This window comes from Nostoc sp. ChiQUE02, assembly GCF_034531305.2.
Lineage (GTDB): Bacteria > Cyanobacteriota > Cyanobacteriia > Cyanobacteriales > Nostocaceae > Nostoc.
In genome coordinates this window covers 1-23,244 of record NZ_JAVRBN020000069.1, presented here as the reverse complement: position 1 = coordinate 23,244, position 23,244 = coordinate 1, and the positions used below count along the sequence as shown (strand labels likewise).

At 42.3% G+C, this 23,244-nt stretch carries 25 protein-coding genes; 11 read left to right on the top strand and 14 right to left on the bottom strand.

From position 1 onward, the window contains the following. Nucleotides 1-205 precede the first annotated feature (205 nt). The gene (locus RM347_RS32915; RefSeq protein ID WP_322718518.1) at nt 206-388 is read left to right on the top strand and encodes a hypothetical protein; all 183 of its coding nucleotides are present in this window, start codon (nt 206-208) and stop codon (nt 386-388) included. Between the two features lie 382 nt (nt 389-770). Here RM347_RS32915 and RM347_RS32910 read toward each other — a convergent pair whose 3' ends face one another. From RM347_RS32910 to RM347_RS32875, 8 genes are all read right to left on the bottom strand, one after another. Beyond that, the gene (locus tag RM347_RS32910; RefSeq protein WP_322718519.1) at nt 771-1,007 is read right to left on the bottom strand and encodes a hypothetical protein; all 237 of its coding nucleotides are present in this window, start codon (nt 1,005-1,007) and stop codon (nt 771-773) included. A gap of 1,115 nt (nt 1,008-2,122) precedes the next feature. Beyond that, nucleotides 2,123-2,800, bottom strand: coding sequence for a lipoate--protein ligase family protein (locus RM347_RS32905; RefSeq protein WP_322718538.1), 678 nt, complete (start codon nt 2,798-2,800; stop codon nt 2,123-2,125). Between the two features lie 151 nt (nt 2,801-2,951). Then, nucleotides 2,952-3,431: a YbjN domain-containing protein gene (locus tag RM347_RS32900; protein ID WP_322718520.1), complete on the bottom strand. Its 480-nt coding sequence runs from the start codon at nt 3,429-3,431 to the stop codon at nt 2,952-2,954. 247 nt (nt 3,432-3,678) lie between these two features. Then, nucleotides 3,679-4,536, bottom strand: a complete 858-nt coding sequence (locus RM347_RS32895; protein ID WP_322718521.1) for a nitrate ABC transporter ATP-binding protein — start codon at nt 4,534-4,536, stop codon at nt 3,679-3,681. Nucleotides 4,537-4,813: 277 nt separating this feature from the next. Further along, nucleotides 4,814-6,850: a nitrate ABC transporter ATP-binding protein gene (locus RM347_RS32890; protein ID WP_322718522.1), complete on the bottom strand. Its 2,037-nt coding sequence runs from the start codon at nt 6,848-6,850 to the stop codon at nt 4,814-4,816. Between the two features lie 80 nt (nt 6,851-6,930). Continuing rightward, complete coding sequence (gene ntrB / locus RM347_RS32885; protein WP_322718523.1) at nt 6,931-7,770, bottom strand: nitrate ABC transporter permease; 840 nt, start codon at nt 7,768-7,770, stop codon at nt 6,931-6,933. Between the two features lie 92 nt (nt 7,771-7,862). Then, on the bottom strand, nt 7,863-9,245 hold the full coding sequence (locus tag RM347_RS32880; protein ID WP_322718524.1) for a CmpA/NrtA family ABC transporter substrate-binding protein: 1,383 nt from the start codon (nt 9,243-9,245) through the stop codon (nt 7,863-7,865). A gap of 576 nt (nt 9,246-9,821) precedes the next feature. Beyond that, nucleotides 9,822-10,586, bottom strand: a complete 765-nt coding sequence (locus RM347_RS32875) for a hypothetical protein (RefSeq protein WP_322718525.1) — start codon at nt 10,584-10,586, stop codon at nt 9,822-9,824. Between RM347_RS32875 and RM347_RS32870 the strand changes: the two genes are divergently transcribed. Further along, nucleotides 10,578-10,838 carry a hypothetical protein gene (locus RM347_RS32870; RefSeq protein WP_322718526.1) on the top strand — a complete coding sequence of 87 codons (261 nt, stop codon included), beginning with the start codon at nt 10,578-10,580 and terminating at the stop codon, nt 10,836-10,838. The two genes, RM347_RS32875 and RM347_RS32870, sit on opposite strands and share 9 nt — an antisense overlap. A gap of 239 nt (nt 10,839-11,077) precedes the next feature. Here the strand turns inward: RM347_RS32870 and argJ are convergent, their stop codons facing one another. After that, on the bottom strand, nt 11,078-12,340 hold the full coding sequence (gene argJ, locus RM347_RS32865) for a bifunctional ornithine acetyltransferase/N-acetylglutamate synthase (protein WP_322718527.1): 1,263 nt from the start codon (nt 12,338-12,340) through the stop codon (nt 11,078-11,080). 59 nt (nt 12,341-12,399) lie between these two features. On the opposite strand from argJ, the gene RM347_RS32860 reads away from it, so the two are divergent. Then, entirely contained in the window at nt 12,400-12,531 is a 132-nt protein-coding gene (locus RM347_RS32860) for a hypothetical protein (RefSeq protein ID WP_322718528.1), read from the top strand. A gap of 503 nt (nt 12,532-13,034) precedes the next feature. On the opposite strand, the gene gatB is transcribed toward RM347_RS32860, so the two are convergent. Beyond that, entirely contained in the window at nt 13,035-14,534 is a 1,500-nt protein-coding gene (gatB, locus tag RM347_RS32855; protein WP_322718529.1) for an Asp-tRNA(Asn)/Glu-tRNA(Gln) amidotransferase subunit GatB, read from the bottom strand. Between the two features lie 62 nt (nt 14,535-14,596). Further along, nucleotides 14,597-14,734: a hypothetical protein gene (locus RM347_RS32850; RefSeq protein WP_322718530.1), complete on the bottom strand. Its 138-nt coding sequence runs from the start codon at nt 14,732-14,734 to the stop codon at nt 14,597-14,599. A 45-nt stretch (nt 14,735-14,779) separates the two neighbouring features. Between RM347_RS32850 and RM347_RS32845 the strand changes: the two genes are divergently transcribed. Together RM347_RS32845 and RM347_RS32840 are read left to right on the top strand one after the other, a co-directional pair. After that, complete coding sequence (locus tag RM347_RS32845; protein ID WP_322718531.1) at nt 14,780-15,052, top strand: hypothetical protein; 273 nt, start codon at nt 14,780-14,782, stop codon at nt 15,050-15,052. After that, a complete protein-coding gene (locus RM347_RS32840; protein ID WP_322718532.1) occupies nt 15,049-15,558 on the top strand; it encodes a PIN domain-containing protein in 510 nt (169 codons plus the stop codon). Before RM347_RS32845 ends, RM347_RS32840 begins: the two co-directional genes overlap by 4 nt. A gap of 367 nt (nt 15,559-15,925) precedes the next feature. On the opposite strand, the gene purH is transcribed toward RM347_RS32840, so the two are convergent. Then, on the bottom strand, nt 15,926-17,446 hold the full coding sequence (gene purH, locus RM347_RS32835; protein WP_322718533.1) for a bifunctional phosphoribosylaminoimidazolecarboxamide formyltransferase/IMP cyclohydrolase: 1,521 nt from the start codon (nt 17,444-17,446) through the stop codon (nt 15,926-15,928). Between the two features lie 229 nt (nt 17,447-17,675). Between purH and RM347_RS32830 the strand changes: the two genes are divergently transcribed. Continuing rightward, nucleotides 17,676-18,254, top strand: coding sequence for a Uma2 family endonuclease (locus RM347_RS32830; RefSeq protein ID WP_322718534.1), 579 nt, complete (start codon nt 17,676-17,678; stop codon nt 18,252-18,254). A gap of 135 nt (nt 18,255-18,389) precedes the next feature. Here RM347_RS32830 and RM347_RS32825 read toward each other — a convergent pair whose 3' ends face one another. Beyond that, nucleotides 18,390-18,455: an ATP-binding cassette domain-containing protein gene (locus RM347_RS32825; RefSeq protein ID WP_322718539.1), complete on the bottom strand. Its 66-nt coding sequence runs from the start codon at nt 18,453-18,455 to the stop codon at nt 18,390-18,392. Between the two features lie 237 nt (nt 18,456-18,692). On the opposite strand from RM347_RS32825, the gene RM347_RS32820 reads away from it, so the two are divergent. The 3 genes from RM347_RS32820 to coaBC all read left to right on the top strand — a co-directional run bounded on the left by RM347_RS32820 (nt 18,693) and on the right by coaBC (nt 21,000). Then, nucleotides 18,693-19,298 (top strand): alpha/beta hydrolase, encoded by a 606-nt coding sequence (locus RM347_RS32820; RefSeq protein ID WP_322718540.1) that lies wholly within the window; start codon nt 18,693-18,695, stop codon nt 19,296-19,298. Nucleotides 19,299-19,452: 154 nt separating this feature from the next. Beyond that, the gene (isiD, locus tag RM347_RS32815) at nt 19,453-19,665 is read left to right on the top strand and encodes a protein IsiD (RefSeq protein ID WP_190732777.1); all 213 of its coding nucleotides are present in this window, start codon (nt 19,453-19,455) and stop codon (nt 19,663-19,665) included. 123 nt (nt 19,666-19,788) lie between these two features. Further along, nucleotides 19,789-21,000, top strand: a complete 1,212-nt coding sequence (gene coaBC / locus RM347_RS32810; RefSeq protein ID WP_322718535.1) for a bifunctional phosphopantothenoylcysteine decarboxylase/phosphopantothenate--cysteine ligase CoaBC — start codon at nt 19,789-19,791, stop codon at nt 20,998-21,000. 143 nt (nt 21,001-21,143) lie between these two features. Here the strand turns inward: coaBC and gcvH are convergent, their stop codons facing one another. Beyond that, nucleotides 21,144-21,728, bottom strand: a complete 585-nt coding sequence (gcvH, locus tag RM347_RS32805) for a glycine cleavage system protein GcvH (protein ID WP_322718536.1) — start codon at nt 21,726-21,728, stop codon at nt 21,144-21,146. An 87-nt stretch (nt 21,729-21,815) separates the two neighbouring features. Here gcvH and RM347_RS32800 point away from each other — a divergent pair, with 87 nt between their 5' ends. Next, nucleotides 21,816-22,589 (top strand): lipoate--protein ligase family protein, encoded by a 774-nt coding sequence (locus RM347_RS32800; protein WP_322718537.1) that lies wholly within the window; start codon nt 21,816-21,818, stop codon nt 22,587-22,589. Nucleotides 22,590-22,794: 205 nt separating this feature from the next. After that, entirely contained in the window at nt 22,795-23,151 is a 357-nt protein-coding gene (locus tag RM347_RS32795; protein ID WP_104900334.1) for a hypothetical protein, read from the top strand. The last annotated feature ends 93 nt before the right edge of the window (nt 23,152-23,244 follow it).

The following is a 23,244-nucleotide window of genomic DNA, read 5'->3' as shown; positions in this document are numbered from 1 at the left end:
ATAATACTAATTATATTTAAAAATAAGGATTTCAGGGTTTTATCAAAGGAATTTAGCATAACAAGTACTGAAGAGCCCAAAGAAAGGCAGAAGGCAGAATGTAGTAGGAAAGAAGTATTACCAGAAACTTTAGTTGTGGGTTTAGAGCCGCACTAGTATAAAAAGAATTGTATCCAAAGGCGCAGCGCGAGATGCAAAGCAGCCAGTGCGGTCTTATCCCTACAGCCCTTCTCCTAAAGGAGACGCTACGCGTAGCTTGCTTCCCCGTAGGGATACGGGCATCCTACGGCAGGCGCTAGCACAGCATTTCATCACTACGGGCAACCTGAGAGAAGTACATACTTTAGGAGAAGGGGAGCCACTACGGTTTTGGGCAAAGCCCAAGTAAGATCATCTGGCGTCGTCCACAGCCTAATTCCCAAGCTTTTAAGCATAAGTCTCCTGCCTTCTGAATATTTGGTGAATTGGCAAGGGTGGCTCGAAACTCGGATTTGAAAAGGTAAAGCAGGCTACGTCCACGATCGCAAGAAAAGGTTAGTGGGGATTAGGAAGAAGGGTTAAAGGGATTGAATTTTCCTTTTCACCATTAACCCTTTCCTTTCCACCACGAGAGAGCAAAAGTCCCTTTTGTAAGAGACGCCCATGAACAGAGTGTTCAAAAAACGCCCGCTATCCGAGCACAATTGAGAATGAAAATCCCTATCTCTGTTCCCTGTCACCTGTAAACTGTTCCCTATTTTCAAGATAGGTCTATTACCTATACTTATAGTTTAAATCACAGCTTCTTGGCGTTGACAATCAAAAACAACCATGTAGGAAGCATTTGGTATTTCCTGAGGGAGGTGTCGCATATAGCCATCGGCATCAGAACGGCTGCGGAAGCGAGCAACAATCTCCCGTTGCGTATTAGGAAGTAGACGAGCGATCGCCCAAGAATTGAGGCGTTCTTTATAAGCAATAGCCTGATTGTCTGATTGAGAAGCTTTGTAATCCGTATTTTCTGGCATAAATATGTTATCCGTATGAAGTTTCATCAAGGGCGTTAATTAGGTTCTAGGTAGGAATGCACTAACGCTTTTTTTAAATGCTGCTGCCACCTTGTTATTCGATTATTTATAGATTGTCAACACTTAGCGCTACATTTTAGACCAATTAAATTGGAATTTTGGGGTTGCTATGAATCTCAAAGCCTTAATTTGCAATTGTTTCCAAGGCACAATAATGCTCAAGCAGAAAGTTTGGCAATTATTGGGTTTGCATGATTTGTATGCATACACATAAGTAAAGTCCGCATCAGTGGCACAATAACGATTAATGTCTTAAAAAGTACTATTACAAGCTCAACAAAAAATTAACAATGACGTGCGTATAATTAATGCGCGCAAACACACTTTTAATTTTTCTATAATACGATATGGGAAAGCTAGATTGCGGGTATTTACGTTTTTGATAGTTCGTTTAGAATACTTAAATTTTAATAGTTTATTGACATATTAAAAAGTTAATTTATTTTTATAATTTTAATAGACTTTTAGTCAGAATCTATGGTGCGATTGTTTAATTTAAAATATCTTGACTAACTGCCATAAAATAGTTAATGTTTCGCGGTATATTTACGTCAGCTAATAATCATTCAAATTGGCTCTTTGCGTCTCCCTTTATCTGTGTAAGAGTGTCTTTCTAAGGATCAAGATTATGCAAATTAAAGGCGGATTAGCTTATTTATGGCTGGAATTACGTGAAATGGTATCAGAATAAATTAAATTGGTGGTGCAGTTTTGAAAGTGTCACTCAATATACTCGTTTTTTGATTGAAGCAGTGATATTATCTAATTGTGTGAGGAGCAAGTTAAAAATAAAAAGCGTCTGGGGTGGAAACACGGCAACACTCCCAGACGTTTTTTAATAGGTACACAGAAAAAAATTCTTGCAGATTCACTAAATTTTTTGAGATAATCATCTACAATTCAAAATCTAGTCAATCCCATCCACAATCAAATCTCAAGATTCAGGGCTGATATCGTGTTCGGGTAAAGACTTATCATTTAGACCGCAGTTCTTGCTGGGGGCAGGGGGAAAGAGGCTTTTACGATTTTTGCACAGATGTGGTAATCATAAGTGATTAACCGGACTTGATATGATGCGCCAAAATTGCTTCCAACTCAGATTGCGAGAGGGGTTGCAACTCTGTCTGCATATCAAAACAATGACTAGCTGCGGTGACTAAAGCTGCAATAATCTTGTCCACAGTCAAACTTTGATGCAGTTCCACGTTGGTAAAAGATTCTGCACCAAATACTTGAGTAAACAGTTCAGCATCGGGTTGCAAACGGATTGAACCATGTTGCAAAATCGTCCCTCCACGTCGCAATTGAGCGCTACCAATGAGTTTTGCACCATCTGGCAAAACTAAATCTGCACTAGTTGCTGTGCCAAAACAGTTAGGGTTGTGGATGTAACCTCGCCCAGTCGTACCATAGTGCAATTCTACGCCAAGCGATCGCCACCCTTGAATCAAAAACTCACAAATTTTTTCGTACACCTGGAGGCGACTACCCGGCACTCCAGAGGTTACTACAGTGTAAGTTAAATCACCTTGGTGTAGCACCGCGCGTCCACCGCTAGGACGCTGCACTAAATCTAGTTTTTGCCCTTGCCAAGTTAAATGTTGCCAATATTCAGGGTATTGGCGTTGATGATAGCCGAGAGAAATGGCAGGTGGCGACCAGGTATAAAAGCGCAGAGTTGGCGGATGTTTTCCAGACTGGTGCTGTTCTAGTAACCAGCGGTCAATCGCCATCTGCACATTGCCAGCAGCCTCTAGCAAAGGAATTAGTCGCCACACTTTAGAATTCAAGAGTTAGGAGTTAGGAGTTAGGAGTTGGGAGTTTTGAATTAAAAAGTTTATATAATTCAGCACTCATAACTCATAACTGAAGCGAAGCGATTAGTCAAGTCGCACCAAATTCAGTTTGTAAAGCTTCATCGTTATTATCAGCGATCGTTGCCACAATGGTAATAAGGCGAGAAACTTCGCCAGGAGATAACTCTGCTAAGGTGCGTGTCGATATTACAACCACCCGGTTTTCAATAATACCAAAACGCGCTTCAAAAGTACTAGAGCAATTTAACTCCAAAAGATACCGCATTAACTTAGGTTCATTTTTGGCAGGTAAATCTAGCACCGCAGACCAAACCGTTATGGTGTCTTCATCGGTTGTGCCGTTGAGTTGGACAAATACTTCCACACTTCCATACTTAAATTTCCAGAGATAACCACCCTCTGGAGTGTGGCTAACCATCGCGCTATCATCTTGTTCCAAAGAGTCGATGACATTTTCAATTACCTCCAGATGGTTAATGTTTGTTGTCTCGGCGATTAACTCATTAATGGATTCGTTACTAGTTAGGGTTTCTGGGTAGCTTGTCATACAGATTTTTTCTCAACATACTAGCTGTTTTATCTACACATACTTTATAACTTGTGGACGCAGTTAGTTTGAGCTTCCTTTTGGTCTACTTTTCAAATGCCTAAAGTGTGGGGTGCGATCGCTTTCTAAAAGTGGGGTGTTTTTGCTAGTCAGGAAAATTAGCTGGAAGCTCAACGCGTTCCTCCCGCCACCATAGCGTATGGTGGCGGGAGGAACAAAGAATCATTCTAGAAAAATAATAATTGGCTCAACCTACGTCATCATGGGCAAAACGGTTAAAGAGGAAGTCTAAAGCATAATTACGTAGTTGGTAGTATTGTGGATCTTCCATGATGCGGCTGCGATCGCGTGGGCGAGAAAAAGGAATTTCCATGACTTCACCAATTTTCGCATGGGGACCGTTGGTCATCATTACCAATTTATCTGCTAAAAATAGTGCCTCATCGATGTCATGGGTAATCATTAGCACTGTACAACGGTTATCGCCCCAAATTTTGAGCAATTCTTCCTGTAATTCTTCTTTGGTAATGGCATCCAGCGCCCCAAAAGGTTCATCTAAAATTAAGACTTTTGGACGAATTGCCAAAGCACGGGCAATAGAAACTCGTTGTCTCATACCACCGGACATTTGCATTGGTTTCTTTTCCATTGCATCAGCCAGTCCCACCATTGCTAAATGATCGCGGACGATCGCTCTTTTTTCAGCTTGTGGTTTGTTGGGATAAACGGCGTTGACAGCTAAGTAGATGTTTTCAAAAGCAGTTCGCCAAGGTAGCAACGCATAGTTTTGGAAGACAACCATTCTGTCTGGGCCTGGCTTGGTGATTGGTTCTCCTTCGAGTAACACTTGCCCGGAGGTGGGAAAGTTAAAACCGGATACCATATTTAGTAATGTCGATTTGCCACAGCCAGAGTGACCGATGACGCAAATAAACTCGCCCTGTTCGACGTTGAGGTTAACGCCGTCGAGTACAGTAAAGGGACCTTTCTTTGTCGGATAAACTTTGGTAACGTCTTTAATTTCTAGGAAAGGTCTGCGGCTGGTGGTTGCAGTGGCGAATGATTTTTCTAGTGTGTTTGTAGCTGTTGAGTTGCGGTTTTGCATGGTATTTGGTATTCGGGGATTAAAAAGCTTAATTTAGGCGATGTGCAAATGAATATTCTGACCTCTCTCCAAACCTCTCTCCTTCTAGGGGAGAGGCTTTGAATTTTCCCCCCTTCCCTATAAGGGAAGGGGTAGGGGGTTAGGTCTTTTGTTGGTTTTTTTACGGTGGGTGAAAAGTCAGATATCATTAACGGAGTTCAGAGGTTCATTAATGGAGTTCAAAGACTCGCGCGTGATTGTTTTACTTCTTCCACTTCCTCTTTCTCTCGCCATTCTTTTATGATGCGAGTCTCCTTCTTGGTGCATCAAGAACAACTTCCGCGACTGAAAAATCACGTTTAATTTTCAAACTGTTGAGATAGGCGATCGGATCGTCGGCATTAAAGGGAGTACCATCGAATAGTTGAATCGGTTGGCGAATATAGCTAATATCCAAACCTAATTCTCGTGCGGCGGTGCTGAAAACACGCACGCGACACACGCGTTCAACAACTTCTACCCAATTTCTGGGGAAGGGAGTATCACCCCAACGCGCCAATTGACTCATAATCCAAATTTGTTCGGTGCGACTGGGGCGGTTAATGGCAGACTCAGAATAAAACTGGTGATGGGCATAGTCTCGCAACGGATGGTCTAAGTCACAGGTGAGACTATCTGGATCTTCGAGTTGAATGTATTCTAAATCAGTGCTGACGTAATCTCGCCCTGCTAAAATTTGCCGAATTTCTTGGGTATTTTCGGGATTTGCACAATACTGACAAGCTTCTAACAAAGCTTTAGTCAAGGCGATATGCGTATTTGGATAATTTTCTGCCCAATCTTCCCGCACACCAAGAACTTTACCGGGGTGTCCTAACCAAACTTCTAAGTCGGTAGCGATAGTAAAGCCGACACCTTCCACAGCAGCGCGGTAGTTCCAAGGTTCACCTACACAGTAACCATCAATGCTTCCGGCTTTTAAGTCAGCTACCATCTGCGCTGGGGGAATGGTTTTCATATCCACATCGCTATCGGGGTCAATTCCACCAGCCGCTAGCCAGTAACGCAACAGCAAGTTGTGCATAGAAGCGGGATGCACTACCCCCATTGTATGCCGTTGTTCGTGGGTGAGAATCAGGTGGTTTCTGAAGTCTGATAAGGTTTGCACGCCTTGATCGTAAAACCGTTTTGCCAAGGTGATGGCGTTACCGTTGCGAGTCATGGTGAGGGCGGTAACAACAGGAAGGGGTTGATTATTATGTCCTCCCAAAGTTAGCCACATCGGCATTCCTGAAGGCATTTGAGCCGCATCTAAGTAACCACCACTTATGCCATCTTCTATACCCCGCCAGCTACTTTCCCGCACCAGGTGAACTTCATCTAAACCATGCTTGACAAAAAAGCCTTTTTCTTTAGCAACTGCTAAGGGGGCGCAAGCTGTCAGAGGTAAAAAGCCAATTTCTAGGTTAACTTTTTCTAATCCATGACGGGCAACGTCGGCAGTTTTCCGCGCCCGAATTTTCTTGATCCGTTTCTGCTGATTGAGGAAGTAAATCATCTCACTCCGCAAGCTGTAGTAGCTAGGATGTTCTACGACTTCCATCCGCTTGCGGGGTCTGGGAATATCCACTTCTAAAATGTCGCCAATTTTAGATTCGGGGCCGTTGGTTAGCATCACGATTCTGTCAGATAACAGCACCGCTTCATCGACATCATGTGTCACCATCACGGCGGTAACTTGATTTTCTTCGCAGATTTGCATCAGTTGTTCTTGCAAATTGCCGCGTGTGAGTGCATCCAATGCGCCAAAGGGTTCATCTAGCAGCAGTAATTTGGGACGAATCGCTAAGGCGCGGGCGATCGCAACTCGCTGCTTTTGTCCACCTGATAACATTCCCGGTTGTTTGTCAGCGTGGGGACGCAAACCCACCATATTTATATGTTTTTCGACAATGGCTTTGCGATCGGCTGCGGGTGAACCTTTCATTACTGAGTCCACAGCGAGGGCAATATTTTCTCTTACCGTCCGCCAAGGTAATAAGGAATAGTTTTGGAACACCACCATCCTGTCTGGGCCGGGTTTGGTGATTCTTTGTCCTTCGAGAGTGACAATACCCTCAGTTGGCAAATCTAAACCCGCAATCATATTTAATAGAGTGGATTTCCCGCAACCGGAGTGCCCAATCAAAGAAACGAATTCTCCTTTTTTAATTTGGAGATCGATTCCTTTAAGAGCGATATATTTGCCACCACCAGTTAATTCAAAAACTTTTTCAATTTGATCAACAGCTACGAACATAGGATTATTTGGTATTGGGTATTGGGCATTGGGCATTGAGCATTGTAGATTAGAGATTATTTGGAATTAGGGATTGGAAAAATCTTTCCTAGTTTCCATTCCCCGTGCCCCAATCCCTATTTCTGTTCTGCTGGTAAAATCTTGTTTTGAAGCCAACCCATTGCTTTATCTAGGAGTAAACCAACGACACCGATATAAACTAGAGCTAAAATTACTTCGCTGACGTTGTTATTTTGATAAGCGTCCCAGATAAAAAAGCCGATTCCGACAATACCGGACATGACGATTTCGGCGGCGATAATCGCTAACCAAGCTAAACCGATCGCAATTCTCAAACCGGTAAAGATGTAGGGTAATGCCGCCGGAATCAAAATATTAGTGAAATATTCTTTGCGGCTAAGTTGCAGAACTTTGGCGACGTTGTTGTAATCTTGGGGAATTTGGGTAACGCCAACAGCAGTGTTAATTAAGATGGGCCAAATGGCGGTGATGAAAATTACGAATAATGCTGCGGGTTCGTTTTGTCGTAAAGCTGCTAAAGAAATCGGAACCCAAGCTAGAGGTGGTACTGTCCGCAGTAGTTGAAAGATGGGGTCTAAAGCTTTAGACATTGTTTTATTGACACCAATCAAAATGCCCAAGGCAATACCAACGATCGCAGCTAGGGTATAACTGATAGCAACTCGTTGCAGACTAGCGAGAATCTGCCAAAATAGACCTTTATCAATGCCACCTCGGTCATAAAATGGCCAGAAAATCAGAACCCAAGTGTCTTGGATAACTTGTATTGGTCCTGGTAATGTGGCTCCTGGAATCCAAGCGAAGAGTTGCCAGAGAACGAGGAAGATTGTGATGGCGATCGCTGGTGGTATCAGATCGGGAAATTGCTTTTTCAGGTTGGATATAAAGCTATTATTCAATCTAGGGCTTACAGGGCGTTTTTGGGCGAGTGTCATGATGCTATGTTCTCCTCAAATTTTATTTGTTATTTGTCCTTTGTCATTTGTCCTTTGCAAATAACTAATGACCAATGACCAATGACCAATGACTAAACACTGACCTTTTTGATTTTCAAACTCTTCAAATATTCTTCTGGCTTTTCGGGGTCAAATTTGATGCCATCAAAAAACTCTTCTACACCACGGGATGTATTTGTGGGAATATCAGCAGCGGCAATCCCAGCTTCTTTGGCAGCTTCTTTCCAAATATCTTCGCGGTTGACTTTGTTGATAAGTTCCTTAGCTTTAGCAGCATTATTAGCAATGTAATCTTTTGGCAAGAATCCCCAACGGACATTTTCAGTGATGAACCATAAATCATGACTTTTATAGGGATAGGAAACACTACCTTTTTCATCTTTCCAGTAATAAGCAGCCATTGATTTATCATCAATTTTGCGACCATCGCCCATGTCATATTTGCCTTGGTATGGATCTGCGAGAATTTCTGGTGAAGAAAGGTTGAAATAATTTCGTCCAGCCAGAATTTGAGCCGCTTCTTTGCGGTTGTCAAAATTATCTAACCACTGTTGGGCTTCCATAATTCCTTTTAAAATTGCTTTGGTAGCCTTGGGATTTTTATCAACCCAATCGCCTCTCATCGCAAGATATTCTTCAGGATGATTTTTCCAAATTTCTGCGGTTAATGCTGCTACGTAGCCGATTTTGTCTTGCACCAGGCGATAAGGCCAGGGGTCGCCTGTACTAAAGGCATCCATTGTTCCTGTTTTCATGTTGGCCACAGTTTGCGCTGCTGGTACTGTGAGCAATTTGACATCTGCATCTGGATCTAACCCGCCTGCTGCTAACCAGTAGCGAATCCACAAATCTTGGTTGACGTGGGGAAAGGTAAATGCAGCAGTGAAGGGGGTTGAGGATTTTAATTCCTTGAATAAAGACTTAGCGCTGGCGAGTTGTAAGCTAATACCTTTGCCTTGGTGCTTGTTTGCGATCGCAATTCCATTTCCATGCGTAATTAATTGACATAATACATACATGGGAATTTTTTGATTGCCCTTAGTAATTAAACCTTCTGTAATTAAATGTGGCATTGGCATCTGCCATTGACCGCCATCTATACCACCACCGGCAGAACCAATTTCTACGTTGTCTCTGGCTGCACCCCAAGAAGCTTGTTTGGAAAGGTCAACATTAGTCATGCCATACTTGGCAAAAAATCCCTTTTCTTTAGCAATAATTAAAGGAGCCGCTTCTACAATGGGAATATATCCTAACTTGGCTGTAGTAGTTTCTGGTGTTTGTTCGGGACTAATATTAGCAACCGTTTGAGCAGTTGGTTGTGCTTGAGTGCTTCCACCAGTAAGGTTTTCAGGAGGATTACCCAAACAGCCTTTGAGGAATACAGCACCCGCAGATGCTCCGGCTGTGAAGATGAATTTGCGGCGAGAAATTTGATTAAAAAATTCTGTCATAAATATCTCCTGAAAACGTAAATGTTATTTTTTATAGCTATGACAATTCAGGCAAAAAACTTTGTGTTTATTGCATTAATAATGATTAATCAAGCTATATTTGGTCAAGCGATCGCAGCCATTTCATCAATGAAATAGCTACCTATATAAGAACTCGGTTAAATTATTGGCTCTGCTTTTATAGTGTGATGCAGAGGTATCATTCACCTTGTTGAAATCAGTTTACAGCCTTTGAAGCCGAAATTGTTAACTTGGAGTCGGAATTATTAAACAAATATTAGATTGGATGTATAAGTAAAAATTTATCTATTATCCTTAACTATAGGAAGAATTTCTAATATATAAACTCTTATTTATGATGGGTATTATAATTACTTTATGGGTTCCTATTTTCACTTCTTTTGTAACTTAATTTTAGTAGTCATTTGTCATATATAAGTTTTTGTTTATAACAACTATTATGTTATCTCTATAATTTAGGAACGCACTGCGATGAGGGTGAGATGGTAAGGCTGGGAAAGTTGAAGACCTAAGCAAATACCCCAAATAGGTGTATTTATTATCCAGCGATCGCAACTATCTGCCGTTTCCAATACCACGAAGAAACCCCGTCTCTTTAAGCAGCAGCCCTAGTTCTGCGTCACGAAGTTTCGTGTCCTTATTGTTATTTGCCCACATATCAGAAAAGAAGTCTTGCATCAGCGCAATGATGCCACGGTACTTGACGATGCTGGCAACATAAAACTTATCTAACTTCATGACTCCATCAACATGTATCTGCTCAATGTTGTCGAGTAATATAGAGCGCAGTTCATAAGGTTTTAAGCCTTCTTTTATGCCATATTTTTCCATAATCCTGCGTTTATCGTTCTTTGAACATAAATCATACGGCGATCGAATCAGATGACCAAGATTCCGCAGGACTTCTCCGTAGTCATAAAATGTGTTCTGCTTAAAAAAAGACTGTTCATCTTTAGTCAACGTAAAACTCTTGTCAAGTACCAAACCAAAATCGGTCAAATATGTCTGTTTACCGTCGGTGAGAATATTGCGAAAATGTGCGTCAAAGTGGATAATTCCCTTCTTTCTCAAAAAGGTAATCGTCGTGCGTAAGTCATCCAGGGGCTTCTGAAGTTTGTTGGGGTTGTCTCGCAGCCATGTTTCCAGAATATGTGGTATGTATTCTAGAAATAGAACCAACTCATAGTTGGCGATCGCTCTATCTAACATATAATTCCCGGCGTTGGCACTATTGCCCCAGTACTCAACATAATCTTTTAGACGCGACCTATCGACATCCGCACGCCGCCCAGAGAAAGGAATAATCCGATAATGGTACATCAGTGGGAAAGTGGCAATTGCCCCCGACAATACCCAGTTGGTTGTCTTGATATGGGTAACGAGTTCCCGGAAGACCCCAAAACCAGTGGAACCGAAGCCGTAATTACAGTAAGTCGGCAGGTTATAGAGATTTCTGGTGGAGAAGAGATTGTCAAATTCGATGTTTGTAACCGGAACACGTTTTACAAAGACCTTGGATTCCCCAAGGACGATGGTGTGATTCATTCCCCAACCCGTGCTCGACTCATTTGACTCACTATTGTCAAAGAGAGAACGCAATTGTGTATTATCCAACTGAGCGATTTGTGAACTGAGCTTGAAGTACCTCTTCCTTCTAAGTTCTATATGCTTCTTAGGCATTTTCCCCCATCCAGCCACAGCATGAGAAACTGTAAGACTATTCTGATACCAATTCAATCAATGATTGCAACACATCCTTGGGTAAAGACGCGATGAATCGCGCCTCTACAACGCAAACAATTGGGAGTAATTCACGTAGTGTATTCGGCGTTAATCCTCACGTAGTCATAACTCAAATCACAACCCCAAGCTTTACCCACACCATAACCATTGCCAACATTAACGGAGATTAACACCGTATCCTGTTGCAGATAAGTACCCCCTGCTGCTTTTTTCAAATAAGCACTCGCTGCTGAACGGTCAAATTGTAGAGGTTGCCCATTTTCTAACATTAAGAAATTCCCTAGCTTAATTTGCAGATTCTCTTGCTCAAAGGGCACACCTGCACGTCCGGCGGCGGCGGCGATGCGTCCCCAATTGGGGTCACGTCCAAAGATTGCAGATTTAACTAAGGATGAACCAGCGATAGTTTTGGCTATTTGTCGGGCTGAGAGTTCATCATGGGCCCCTGTTACTTCCACTTCAATTAGACAGGTTGCGCCTTCACCATCACGAGCGATCGCTTTGGCTAAATGCTGGCAAACTGCTGTTAACATCGCCTCTAATTTCTCTGCTTCTGCGCCCCATTCTATAATTGCTGGGGTGCGAGATTGACCGTTTGCCAAGGCGATTAAGCTGTCGTTGGTGCTGGTATCACCATCCACGGTAATGGAATTAAAGCTTCTATCAGCTGCCCTTGCTAACATCTGTTGCCAAAGGTGAGGCGAAACTACAGCATCACAAGTAACAAATGCCAGCATGGTTGCCATGTTGGGGTGAATCATGCCGGAACCTTTGGCAATGCCGCCAATTCGTACCGGGCGTTGGCGCAGCCCGCCGGAGGCATCGCTTATAGTTGTCTCTAGGGCAATGGATTTTGTTACCAAGTCTGTAGTGATAATCGCCCCGGCGGCGGCATCCGAACCTGTGTCTGATAATGCTGTTACTACCTTGGGAATCCCGTTTCGCAAAGCATCCATCTTAATTCTTTGACCAATCACACCAGTGGAAGCCAATAATACAGATTCAGATGGAATGTTTAGTGCTTGACCTACTGCCAGAGCAGATTCTAAGGTATCAAGGTAGCCTTGAGTCCCTGTAGCAGCATTTGCTTGTCCGGCGTTGCAGAGGATGGCACGAGCGCTCTGTTTGGCTTGCAAGCGTTGGCGACAATATTCTACGCAGGCAGCTTTAACTTGACTAGTGGTGAACACACCAGCTGCGATCGCTTCCACCTCTGAGAATATCAAAGCTAAATCTGGCAACCCCGAAGGTTTCAACCCTGCGGTAATTCCCGCTGCCTGATACCCTCTTGGTGCTGTGATGCCGCCTGTTATTTTTTGCCAATCTGCCATTATTCTTCCTTACAACTATCAGGTTGGATAGGTCAATTTGTGTTTTGGAAAAGTGCTGAGTGCTGTTAGCGCTAGCGGGGCGTTTAGCCCATACTGAGTTATTAGTTTTCCCCTACTTCCCCATTCCCCAGTCCGTTTGTATTGTGAGTTTATTTGCTGATGGCAATAATAATGCACTAGTTGGCGATTGACATAATTGTTTTTACCTTTCTTATGACGAAAGATAAAAGCAAAAAAGGAGAGCGACCTAAGTAGCTCTTCAGATCATCAGGGTGCATTTACTTAGTACACTCTATCGTTTATGATTTAAGGGTTAATACTTATTTATTGAAATTATTTCTAAGAATCTTATAAGTTTATCCGTAAATACCACAAAAATAAAATAAAAAAGAGAGCCACTTAGGCAGCTCTCCAGATCATCAGGGTGCATCTACTTACCACAGCATAGCATTTTAGGTATGCGGGCTGTCACCAGTTTTTATATAAAGATTTTATGAAGAATCACCGGGAAAATACGTAGTTGGAGATTGGGCACAGGGGAAAGACTTACTGCAATTCCCCTCTGCATCCCTCACTCAACAAACTTGACTTGACAGAGTACTAGCACAGTAGGGCGAAAACCAAGCTACCATTTTAAAACTTGCAAAAGCCTTGATATACAAAACTTTTGACTTTTGACTTCCGCCTTGCGGTACTAGGCGTTCAGTTTCTTCTCGACCAATTCGTTAGTCAGCTTAGGATCAGCACGTTTGCCTGTCTTTTTGAGAACTTGCCCGACAAAGAAGCCTTTGAGGTTGGTGTTACCGTTGCGATACTTTTCTAGTTCTTTGGGATTGGCGGCTATAACTTCATCAACTATGGGTTCCAGTACACTAGGATCGGTGATTAACTCTTGACCGGCAAAGGCTTTCTCAGGAGAAATACCACTGAGCAAATCTGGCAACTTTTCTTTAGCTTGAGCATTGCTAATTTTGCCCGTTTCAATGCGAGTGATGATATCTGCAAGATTGGTGGGAGTCAGGGCGATTTCAGCAATACTAAGTTTTTGCTTATTGAGGTGGGCTGCGATATCTTGAGTAATCCAGTTGGCAGCAGCTTTCGGATTTGCTCCAGATGCGATCGCAGTTTCAAAATATTCGGCTATCGAACGATCTTCTGTTAACACTCGCGCGTCGTAAGCTGAAAGCCCCAACTCACTTTCATAATGATGGCGTTTTTGGGCTGGTAATTCTGGTAGTTCGCTACGCCATTGCTCTAATTGTTGATTTGACACCTCAATTGGTGCTAAATCTGGTTCGGGAAAGTAGCGGTAATCGCTGGAACCTTCTTTCACCCGCATACTACTTGTGCGTTGAGCGCCTTCTTCCCACAGCCGAGTTTCTTGGATAATGCGATCGCCTGCTTCGATGGCAGCGATTTGGCGTTCAATTTCGTAGTCAATTGCTCGTTGGATGGCGCTGAAGGAGTTCATGTTTTTAATTTCTACCTTGGTGCCAAATTCCTTTCGTCCCACCGGACGCACGGAAATGTTGACATCGCAGCGCAGAGATCCTTCTTGCATATTGCCGTCACTCACGCCGAGATACCGCACAATCCGGCGCAACTCTTCGGCATATTCAGCAGCTTCTAGTCCAGAACGCAAGTCAGGTTCCGAGACAATTTCCACTAACGGGATGCCTGCGCGATTGTAATCTACCAGAGAATAGGAAGAACCGGAAAGGCGAGTCTCGTTCCGAGAGGCTTCGCCAACGCTACCGGCATGTACCAATTTTCCAGCATCTTCTTCCATGTGCAGACGCGTTATCCCAATGCGTTTGCGAGTAGGATTGCCCTCAGCATCTACCAACTCAATTTCTAACCAACCATGTTCTGCGATCGGTAGATCGTATTGAGAAATTTGGTAATTTTTGGGTAAGTCAGGATAAAAATACTGTTTACGGTCAAACTTGCTATATTTAGCGATTTGACAATTCAGTGCTAAACCAGCTTTGACGGCGTATTCTAATACTTTTTGATTGAGTACAGGTAAAACCCCAGGTAAACCCATACAAACCGGGTCAATGTTAGTATTTGGGCCAGCACCGAATGCCGTAGAGCTATTAGAGAAAATCTTGGTGTTGGTACTCAGCTGACAATGGGTTTCTAGACCAATAATCGCTTCATACTCAGTTTTTACAGTCGTAGCAGTGGTCATAAGATCAATAATTTGGGCATAATCCTTGTAGTGCTACTATTGTAGCGGCGTATTGAGTTGCTCTAAAGACGGTTATTTGGGTGAGCGATGCTTACTTTTTGAGCTTGAAAAGGGAGATGCACATCTAAGGTGAAGAAAATCTTAATCATTGGTTCTGGAGGTGCTGGTAAATCTACCCTAGCCCGCGAACTGGGAACCATATATTAAAAATAATTGAAAAATTAGACAATAGAGGAAGTAAAATTATGATTGATGTAAAAACAGCAGTGAATGCTGCGTATGAATACCTAAAATCCCTACAAGATATGATGGGATCTTCATTACCAGATTTAAGACTTGAAGAAATAGAACTTTCTGAAGACCAAAGCTTCTGGCTGATTACATTAGGTTTTGATAAACCTGAAAAAAGTCTAAGCAATATTTTTACTACTTCTCGAACATCTGAACGAGTTTATAAATTATTCAAAGTAAATTCTCAAACTGGCGAAGTAGAGGCAATGAAAATTAGAGAAGTATGAAAGATTTGATTGCTTCCCTTGTTCGCCGTTATTCCCAAAAAGGGATTTTAATTGATACAAATATCCTGCTTCTGTTCTTGGTTGGGAACGTCAATAGAGAACGAATAACTAGATTTAATCGAACCCAGCAATTTATACCAGAAGATTATGAGCTTCTGCTAGCATTTATTGCAAGCTTTCAAAAGCTTGTAACAACTCCGAATATTTTGACAGAAGTTAATAGTCTTGCAAATCAACTTGGTGAACCTGAACGTTCTCAGTGCTTTGCAATATTTGCTCAATTTGTTAAAAATGTTGCTCTTTTGGATGAATACTACGTAAAAAGTTTAGATGCTGTTAATACTGATAAATTTATCAAATTCGGACTTACTGACAGTGGAATCCTGACTTTATCTAAAGGGAAGTATCTTGTACTAACTGATGACTTCAAGCTAGCAAGTTATCTTCATAGTGTAGAAGTTGACGTGATTAACTTTAACAATATTCGTATCTTTAACTGGAAGTAAAAATATGAAATTATTTTGGAAGCGTTAATTTCTAGAAATTTATATGCACAAATTAAAAAACGCTTGGGAGTGTTGCCGTGTTTCCACCCCAGGCGTTTTTTATTCTTAACTTGCTCCTCACACACAAATAGACTGTATCACTACTTCTATCAAATGGCAAGTATATTGAGTGACATTTTCAAAACTGCACAAGCAATCCAATTTCTGACAAATTAAAAAGCGCTTGGGAGTGTTGCCGTGTTTCCACCCCAGGCGCTTTTTATTTTTAACTTGCTCCTCACACACGATTAAATAATATCACTAATTTAATCAAAAGGAAAGTAAATTATGTGACACTTTGTAAACTGCACACTTCACGGTCAATAATTCAGTGTAAAAAGTGACGTACACCAGTTAAGACCATCAGCAAACCCAGTTCGTTAGCAGCTTTGATTGAATCTTTATCGCGCAAACTTCCCCCTGGTTGAACAATGGCTGTAATTCCTGCGGCTGCGGCTGTTTTGACTGAATCATCAAAGGGGAAAAATCCATCGCTGGCGAGAGTTGCACCTTTGGCTTTTTCTTGAGCTTGTTCTAGAGCTATTTTAACTGAGCCAACGCGGTTCATTTGACCAGCACCTACTCCTAGTGTAGTGCGATCGCTAGTTACAACAATGGCATTCGATTTTACATGTTTGCAAATTTTCCAAGCAAACAGCAATTCTGCTAATTCGTCGGTGGTGGGTTGACGTTCGGTGACTATTTGCCATTGACTGGTATCAGCAATGATGTCATCGCTAGTTTGGACAAGGAAACCACCTGCGATCGCTTTCACTGTATCCTTAGGTCCACTGCTCAAATCAGCTAGAGTCAAAACCCGCACGTTAGATTTCTTGGCAAGGATTTCTTGAGCTTCGGCTTCACAACTTGGTGCAACCACGCATTCTAAAAATGTTTTGGTTAACTCGCTAGCTGTAGCCGCATCAATCGGACGGTTGAGTGCGACAATTCCACCAAAAGCAGAAGTAGAATCAGCATTGAAAGCTTTTTGGTATGCTTCTGAAATACTACTTCCTAGTGCTGTACCACAGGGATTTGTATGTTTGATAATCGTTGCTGCTGGAGTATCAGTGAACTCAGCAATAATTCGGCGTGCGGCTTCTAAATCAACTAAGTTATTGTAACTAAGTTCTTTGCCTTGGAGTTTTGTAGCGGCTGCCCATCCAGTTGGAGTAGTACCAGTTTGATACCAGGTAGCGGGTTGATGGGGGTTCTCGCCGTAACGCAGAGATTGCAATTGTGTGCCGCTAAGGGTATATTGCTGTGCTTCTGCGAGATAAGATGCGATCGCGCGATCGTAGCTAGCAGTATGCGAAAATCCTTTTAATGCCGCCTTTTGCCGAAACTCTAGGGATGCTTGTCCGTTATTTTGCCGTAATTCCTGTAAATACTCGTCATACTGTGCCGGATCGCATAATACAGCGAGATGGGCGAAGTTTTTCGATGATGCCCGCAGCATAGCAGGGCCACCGATATCTATTTGTTCAACAGCTTGGGATAATGTTACCCCTGATTTAGCGATCGTTTCCTCAAAAGGATATAGATTCACTACCACTAAATCAATCGGGCGAATTTGATTATTTTCTAAATCTGTAATATCTTGGGGAACATCTCGCCGCGCCAAAATTCCGCCATGAATTCGGGGATGTAAGGTTTTGACTCGACCACCTAAAATTTCTGGTGAACCTGTATAATCTGCAACTTTGGTAACAGGGAGTCCCGCATCTTTGAGTGCTTGGGCTGTTCCCCCACTGCTGATTAAATCAAAGTCGAATTCTTCAACCAAGCTACGGGCTAGGTCAATTAAACCAGTTTTGTTAGATACACTCAGCAGGGCTAGACGCGCCATTGATCAATTCCTTAAAAGTAGGCTAGAAGCGAAGGATCTCAAGTTTTGCATAAGCCTTGCTTCACTTCAAGACCATGAGGAATAATATTGACTCGTGTAATTATATATGCTTACCTTTCCCAGAGTCAGCACTGTTGAAAATGCTGGAAATAAGGACTAAGTAGGCTTAATCTCTAATATTTGCGATCGCCTAAACTAAAAGTAAGCATCTTTTACCCAAATAACACCTATGGTTCAGTCTTATAATCAACGCCTAACCCTAGAAGAATTTCTCGCACTTCCCGAAGGAGATATTACATACGAGTTTGTTAATGGTGAAGCTGTACCCAAGTATAAAGATAATGAAATGTCACCAAAATTTTTTCATGGCTCGACTACTGGTGCTTTATTTATACTATTGTCTGCATGGGCACAAGCAAAAGGTCGGGTTGTGATTGAATGGGCAATTAAACTAACACGAAATCAACAAGATTGGATGCCTGTAGCCGATCTGACCTATATTTCTCATAACCGTCTTCCTGCTGATTGGCTATTAGACGAAGCTTGTCCTGTCGCACCTGAATTAGTTATCGAAATCATTTCACCTGGTCAAACTTTTGGTGAAATTGCAGAAATTGCGACTGATTATCTGAAAGCTGGCGTTTCTCGTGTTTGGGTGGTTGATACAAAAGCTAGAACTGTAACTGTATTTGCGCCATCTTCCTTGCTGATTACTTATCGATCTCATCAAATAATTACTGATAATTTACTACCAGAATTGGAAATTACCCCTCACGCAATCTTTCAACAAGCTGGATTAAATCCCTAAAGTTTGATTAGGAATGAGAATAATCTAAAGTATTGCTAATGAAAAAACAATTGATAACCTGAATATTCAAAATAAAACTATCTGTCCACCAATTTTAATTTCTCCTGTTTGCGATCGCTCAAAACCAGCAATCATTCAAAACAGCGTAGTTTTACCACAACCAGATGGGCCGAGCAATCCCAATATATCTCCTTGTTGCATCTAAATTCTTACCAGAAACTTTTCGCAATAAGCTTGATATTCTCAACCTCTACCATTAACGTGTACTGGTAAGCAAGAAAATTTCTTAAAAAATTTAGATTTTTCCTACTCGTACCATGATGATGTGGGCATTCTTTAGACAAGCAGCAAATACCGCTAAATACTAAGTCTGTTTGAAGAGATAGGATCTATATACAAAAGTAGAATTTTAGGAGTAAACCTCTGTCTTTACAAGCTATCACTGTCAAGAAAGAAACTTCTCAACCCCCCGCAGGCTTAATTGTCACTTTGCATGGGTGGGGAGCTAATGCTGAGGATGTAGCATCTTTGTTACCCTTGCTCAACTTACCTGATTACCAGTTTGTATTACCCAATGCACCTTTTCCTTATCCCTATTCCCCTGTAGGGAGGGCATGGTACGACCTGCGGGTGGAGAATATGTATCAAGGATTGGTAGAAAGTCGGCAACTGCTAATAGATTTTTTGCAATCTTTAGAAAGTAGCACTGGCGTACCTTTGTCACGCACCATTTTAAGTGGATTTTCTCAAGGCGGGGCAATGACTTTAGATGTCGGATCAAAATTGCCGCTAGCAGGTTTAGCTGTCATGAGTGGGTATTTACACCCTGATGCAGTAATGGCAAATCAAAGAGGGATTTCGCCGATTTTAATCAGCCACGGGAGATATGATGAAGTTGTACCCCTGCAAGCTGCTGTGAAGGCACGAGAAACTCTAAAGTCTCTAGGAGTCGCGGTAGAATACCATGAATTTGACATGGGGCATGATATAAATCCACAAACGTTAGAGGTGCTACGGAATTTCGTTGTAAATTTAATTAGCTAGTCAGGATTACGAATTTTTTATAAATTCTGGTATAAATGCTGAAAATTTTCACGAAATCAATGACCTCTAATGAGTAATATATATAGGGTGGCTGCGTTCAGCGCAACTTAACCCATGCTGAAGGCGAGTGCTGCATAAGGGAGGGGCGAGCATTATGACAACTCTAAGCATTTCCAGGAAAGAAATTGCTGCCATGACTGCGGCAGAAGTAGAAGAACTGGCTACACGTCTCGATCTAGATAATTATAGTAATGCTTTTGAGGGTTTAAATGATTGGCATCTATTGCGAGCGATCGCATTTCAGCGTCCAGAGTTAGTTGAACCCTATATCTACCTCTTAGACTTGGAACCCTACGATGAAGCGTAGTTGAGGTGGGAGAGACGCGATTAATCGCGTCTGTACAGGAGTTAGGAGTGAGGAGTTAGGAGTTGAAAATTAATATTCGTAACTACTTGCTCCTAAATTACTACTTACTCCTAACTTTTTAGTATGACTAATCCAAAATTGAACAGGGTTCTAATTGGTGTAGGTGGCGGTATCGCCGCCTACAAAATCTGCGAATTGGTTTCAACGCTGTTTAAAACTGGGGTGGAAGTCCGAGTCATCCTTACCCGTTCGGCGCAAGAATTTATCACACCTCTGACAATAGCCACCCTATCTCGTCATCCCGCCTACACAGATGATGATTTCTGGAAACCAACTCATTCTCGTCCGTTGCATATTGAGTTGGGTGAATGGGCAGATGTTATGGTAATTGCGCCCTTGACAGCTAATACATTAGCAAAGCTAGCCTACGGGATGGCTGATAATTTACTCACAAATACCGTACTCGCTTCTACTTGTCCCGTGCTGTTAGCACCCGCAATGAATACGGATATGTGGGAACAGCTATCAGTGCAGCGAAATTGGCAACAGCTATTGATAGATAGCCGATATCATGGGATGAATACAGCATCAGGATTGTTAGCGTGCGATCGCATCGGTGCTGGTAGATTAGCAGAACCTCCAGAAATTTTGGCTCACATCCAATCGTTGTTACACACTCAAGGCAAACGAGATTTAGCAGGTAAACGAGTATTAGTTAGCGCTGGGGGAACGCGAGAGTATCTTGACCCAGTGAGGTTTATTGGTAATCCTTCTACAGGTAAAATGGGATTGGCACTAGCCCAAGCGGCACTTCACCGAGGCGCAAAAGTCACCTTAGTATATGCCCCAGCTAATTGGGAAATTCCATTAGGAGTGCAAGCAATTCCCGTTGTTAGTGCAGAGCAAATGCACCACGCCATGCTGGAATATTTAGCTAGCGCTGATATCATTGTCATGTCAGCAGCCGTGGCAGATGTGAAGCCCAGAGATTATAGTACAGAAAAATTGCCTAAGCGATCGCTTCCCCAAGCTTTACCCTTAGAAGCCGTACCGGATATAGTCGCCAAATTAGCAGAACTCAAACAGTCGCATCAGATATTAGTTGGCTTTGCTGCACAAACTGGAGATATTGTCAATCCTGCGTTAGAAAAATTACAGAATAAAAAATTAGATGCGATCGTTGCTAATCCCATCGATCAGCCGGATAGTGGTTTTGGCAGTGATAATAATCAAGCGATATTTTTAGATATACAAGGGCGGCAAGTAGAAATTGCACCTTGTTCTAAATTAGAAATGGCGCATCAATTATTTGATTTTCTCATCGGCGAATTTTAGATTTGAAATTTTGCCAAAAGTAGAGACGTTGCAATGCAAAGTCTCTACTTTTAGACCCATCCTAAAAAAATCGGCAAAATCATTCTGCTTTCTCTGCAATGCCAGAAAATGAAACAGTCCTGTTTTTGAGAAGAGAGTTAGCTTTAGGCTTCTGAGGACTCTTTTATGAACTCACTGTATTGCTGGTCAGAGAGTAAAGCATTAAGCGCAGAGGAATCGCTAAACTTGATTTTTACCAACCAAGCGTCGCCATAGGGGTCGGTATTTACTAGTTCGGGGTCATCAGAAACTTCTTGGTTGACCTCTACAATCTCTCCTTTTAGGGGAGTATAGAACTCTGCTACTGCTTTAACCGATTCGATAGTACCTAATTCATCATTCTGGTCAAAAACCTCGCCAACCTTTGGGAATTGTACGAATACAACATCACCAAGCTGCCTCTGTGCAAAATCAGTAACGCCTATTGTAGCAATGTTGCCTTCAACCCGAACCCATTCGTGATCCTTAGTATATTTCAGGTTGTTAGGAATGTTCGCGAAGGCTAGTTGGAGAATGCCAGTTAGCCAAGACTGATTGCTTTGTGGCTGGTTGGTCTGTACAGGTAGCGCCTGAGCGATCGCTTCACTCGCTGCTGGCCAGAATAAATTGGTGACAAACAAAGTCACAGCCAGTACCAGAGTAATCGCGGAACGGAGCGCGTACTGACATATCATTTTTATGAAATTCATGAACAAATTTTTCCTTATAATTCTGAAATAAAAGCATTATCAAATACTGATATTAGAATGTCAATATATTTCCAAAGTCCGGAACCTATGAGACAACTAGCAACCGAGCCACCATCCACCTGGCGTTTCATCCCAATGCTTCAGACATCAGGAGGAGTACAAATGGCGATCGATGCTTGGTTGTTCAACCAATGTGAAAAGGGACAGCACCCGCCTACCCTGCGTTTTTATACCTGGTATCCCCATGCTCTCTCCTTGGGACATCTGCAAAAACAATGGCCTGCCCAGTGGCATAATCTGATTTACCAGGGACAGGCACTCGATCTAGTTCGTCGTCCAACGGGAGGTAGAGCTGTTCTGCACCAAGGAAACTTAACTTATGCCCTGATTACCTCAGCTAGTACTGCAAAAAGCTGGGGTACCTATGAAAACATCTGTAACTTTTTGATCCAAGGCTGGCAAACCTTGGGTATTGAGTTAAATTATGGTTCTGCTGGACGAGGTTACATTCACAATCCCAGTTGCTTCAACACAGCAACAGCGGCTGACTTAGTTACTGCCGATGGAAGTAAATTCATTGGTAGCGCCCAACGCAAGGGAAGAAACACCATTCTTCAACACGGCTCGATGATTTTGTCTACAGACAAAGGTTTATTTCAGGAAATCTTTGAACAACCTGCTCCGTGGAATATCTCACTCTGCAACACACAAGAAGAAGAAGATAGTTGGATTGCAAAGATTGTGGAGACATTGACAGAAACGGCAAAACAGTACTTTGGCATAGAACTAGTTACCCAACCATTCACCGATCTCGAATGGCAAGATATTCTCAAATTGCGATCGCTGTATGAAGTGCGTTAGCGTAGCTCACCGTAGGTATCGCCTCTTCCAAAACTTTAAGTTATGTAGAAAGTAGGAATAGTGTGACTGAAATAGAGATATAAAGCAGCGATTAGGAAAGGAAACTACTACTTTGAATTGGGTATAACCCGTATGCTCTATAGCTTTAAGTCACTTTTTTAGATTTTACAATATAAGTAAGACATAAAAATAAAGCTTCAATTATATGAAAATACTCTCATCAGAGCTAGTCCATTTGGGATTTGGCAAATATGTGCGTTCTGACCAAGTGACAGCAGTTATACCAATAGAAGAGGAGCGAGGCCCAGGGCGACGAACCTTTGTTCACGTTCAAGGGCAAAACGATCCAATTATCGCCTCTCGCGCTGAAGATACCATCGTGCGTGATTTAGTACAAGAACCACGCGAAGTTACCCAAGCCCGTCAGCAGCAGGAAATTCTTCAAGATTTATTGGTTAATTTAGCCAATGTTAATTCCACTGTGCGCCGAATTAACCGTGATGAAGGCAGTTTGGATCTTGATTTGTTAGAGCGACGAATTAAGCAAGTCCTGGAAAATTAATTGCAGAAATCAGCAAACTAAGGAATGCGGATTAAATAAAATCCAGAATTATGCCACCTGTGGTTTAGCGGTGTAATTCCATTGCGGCAAATA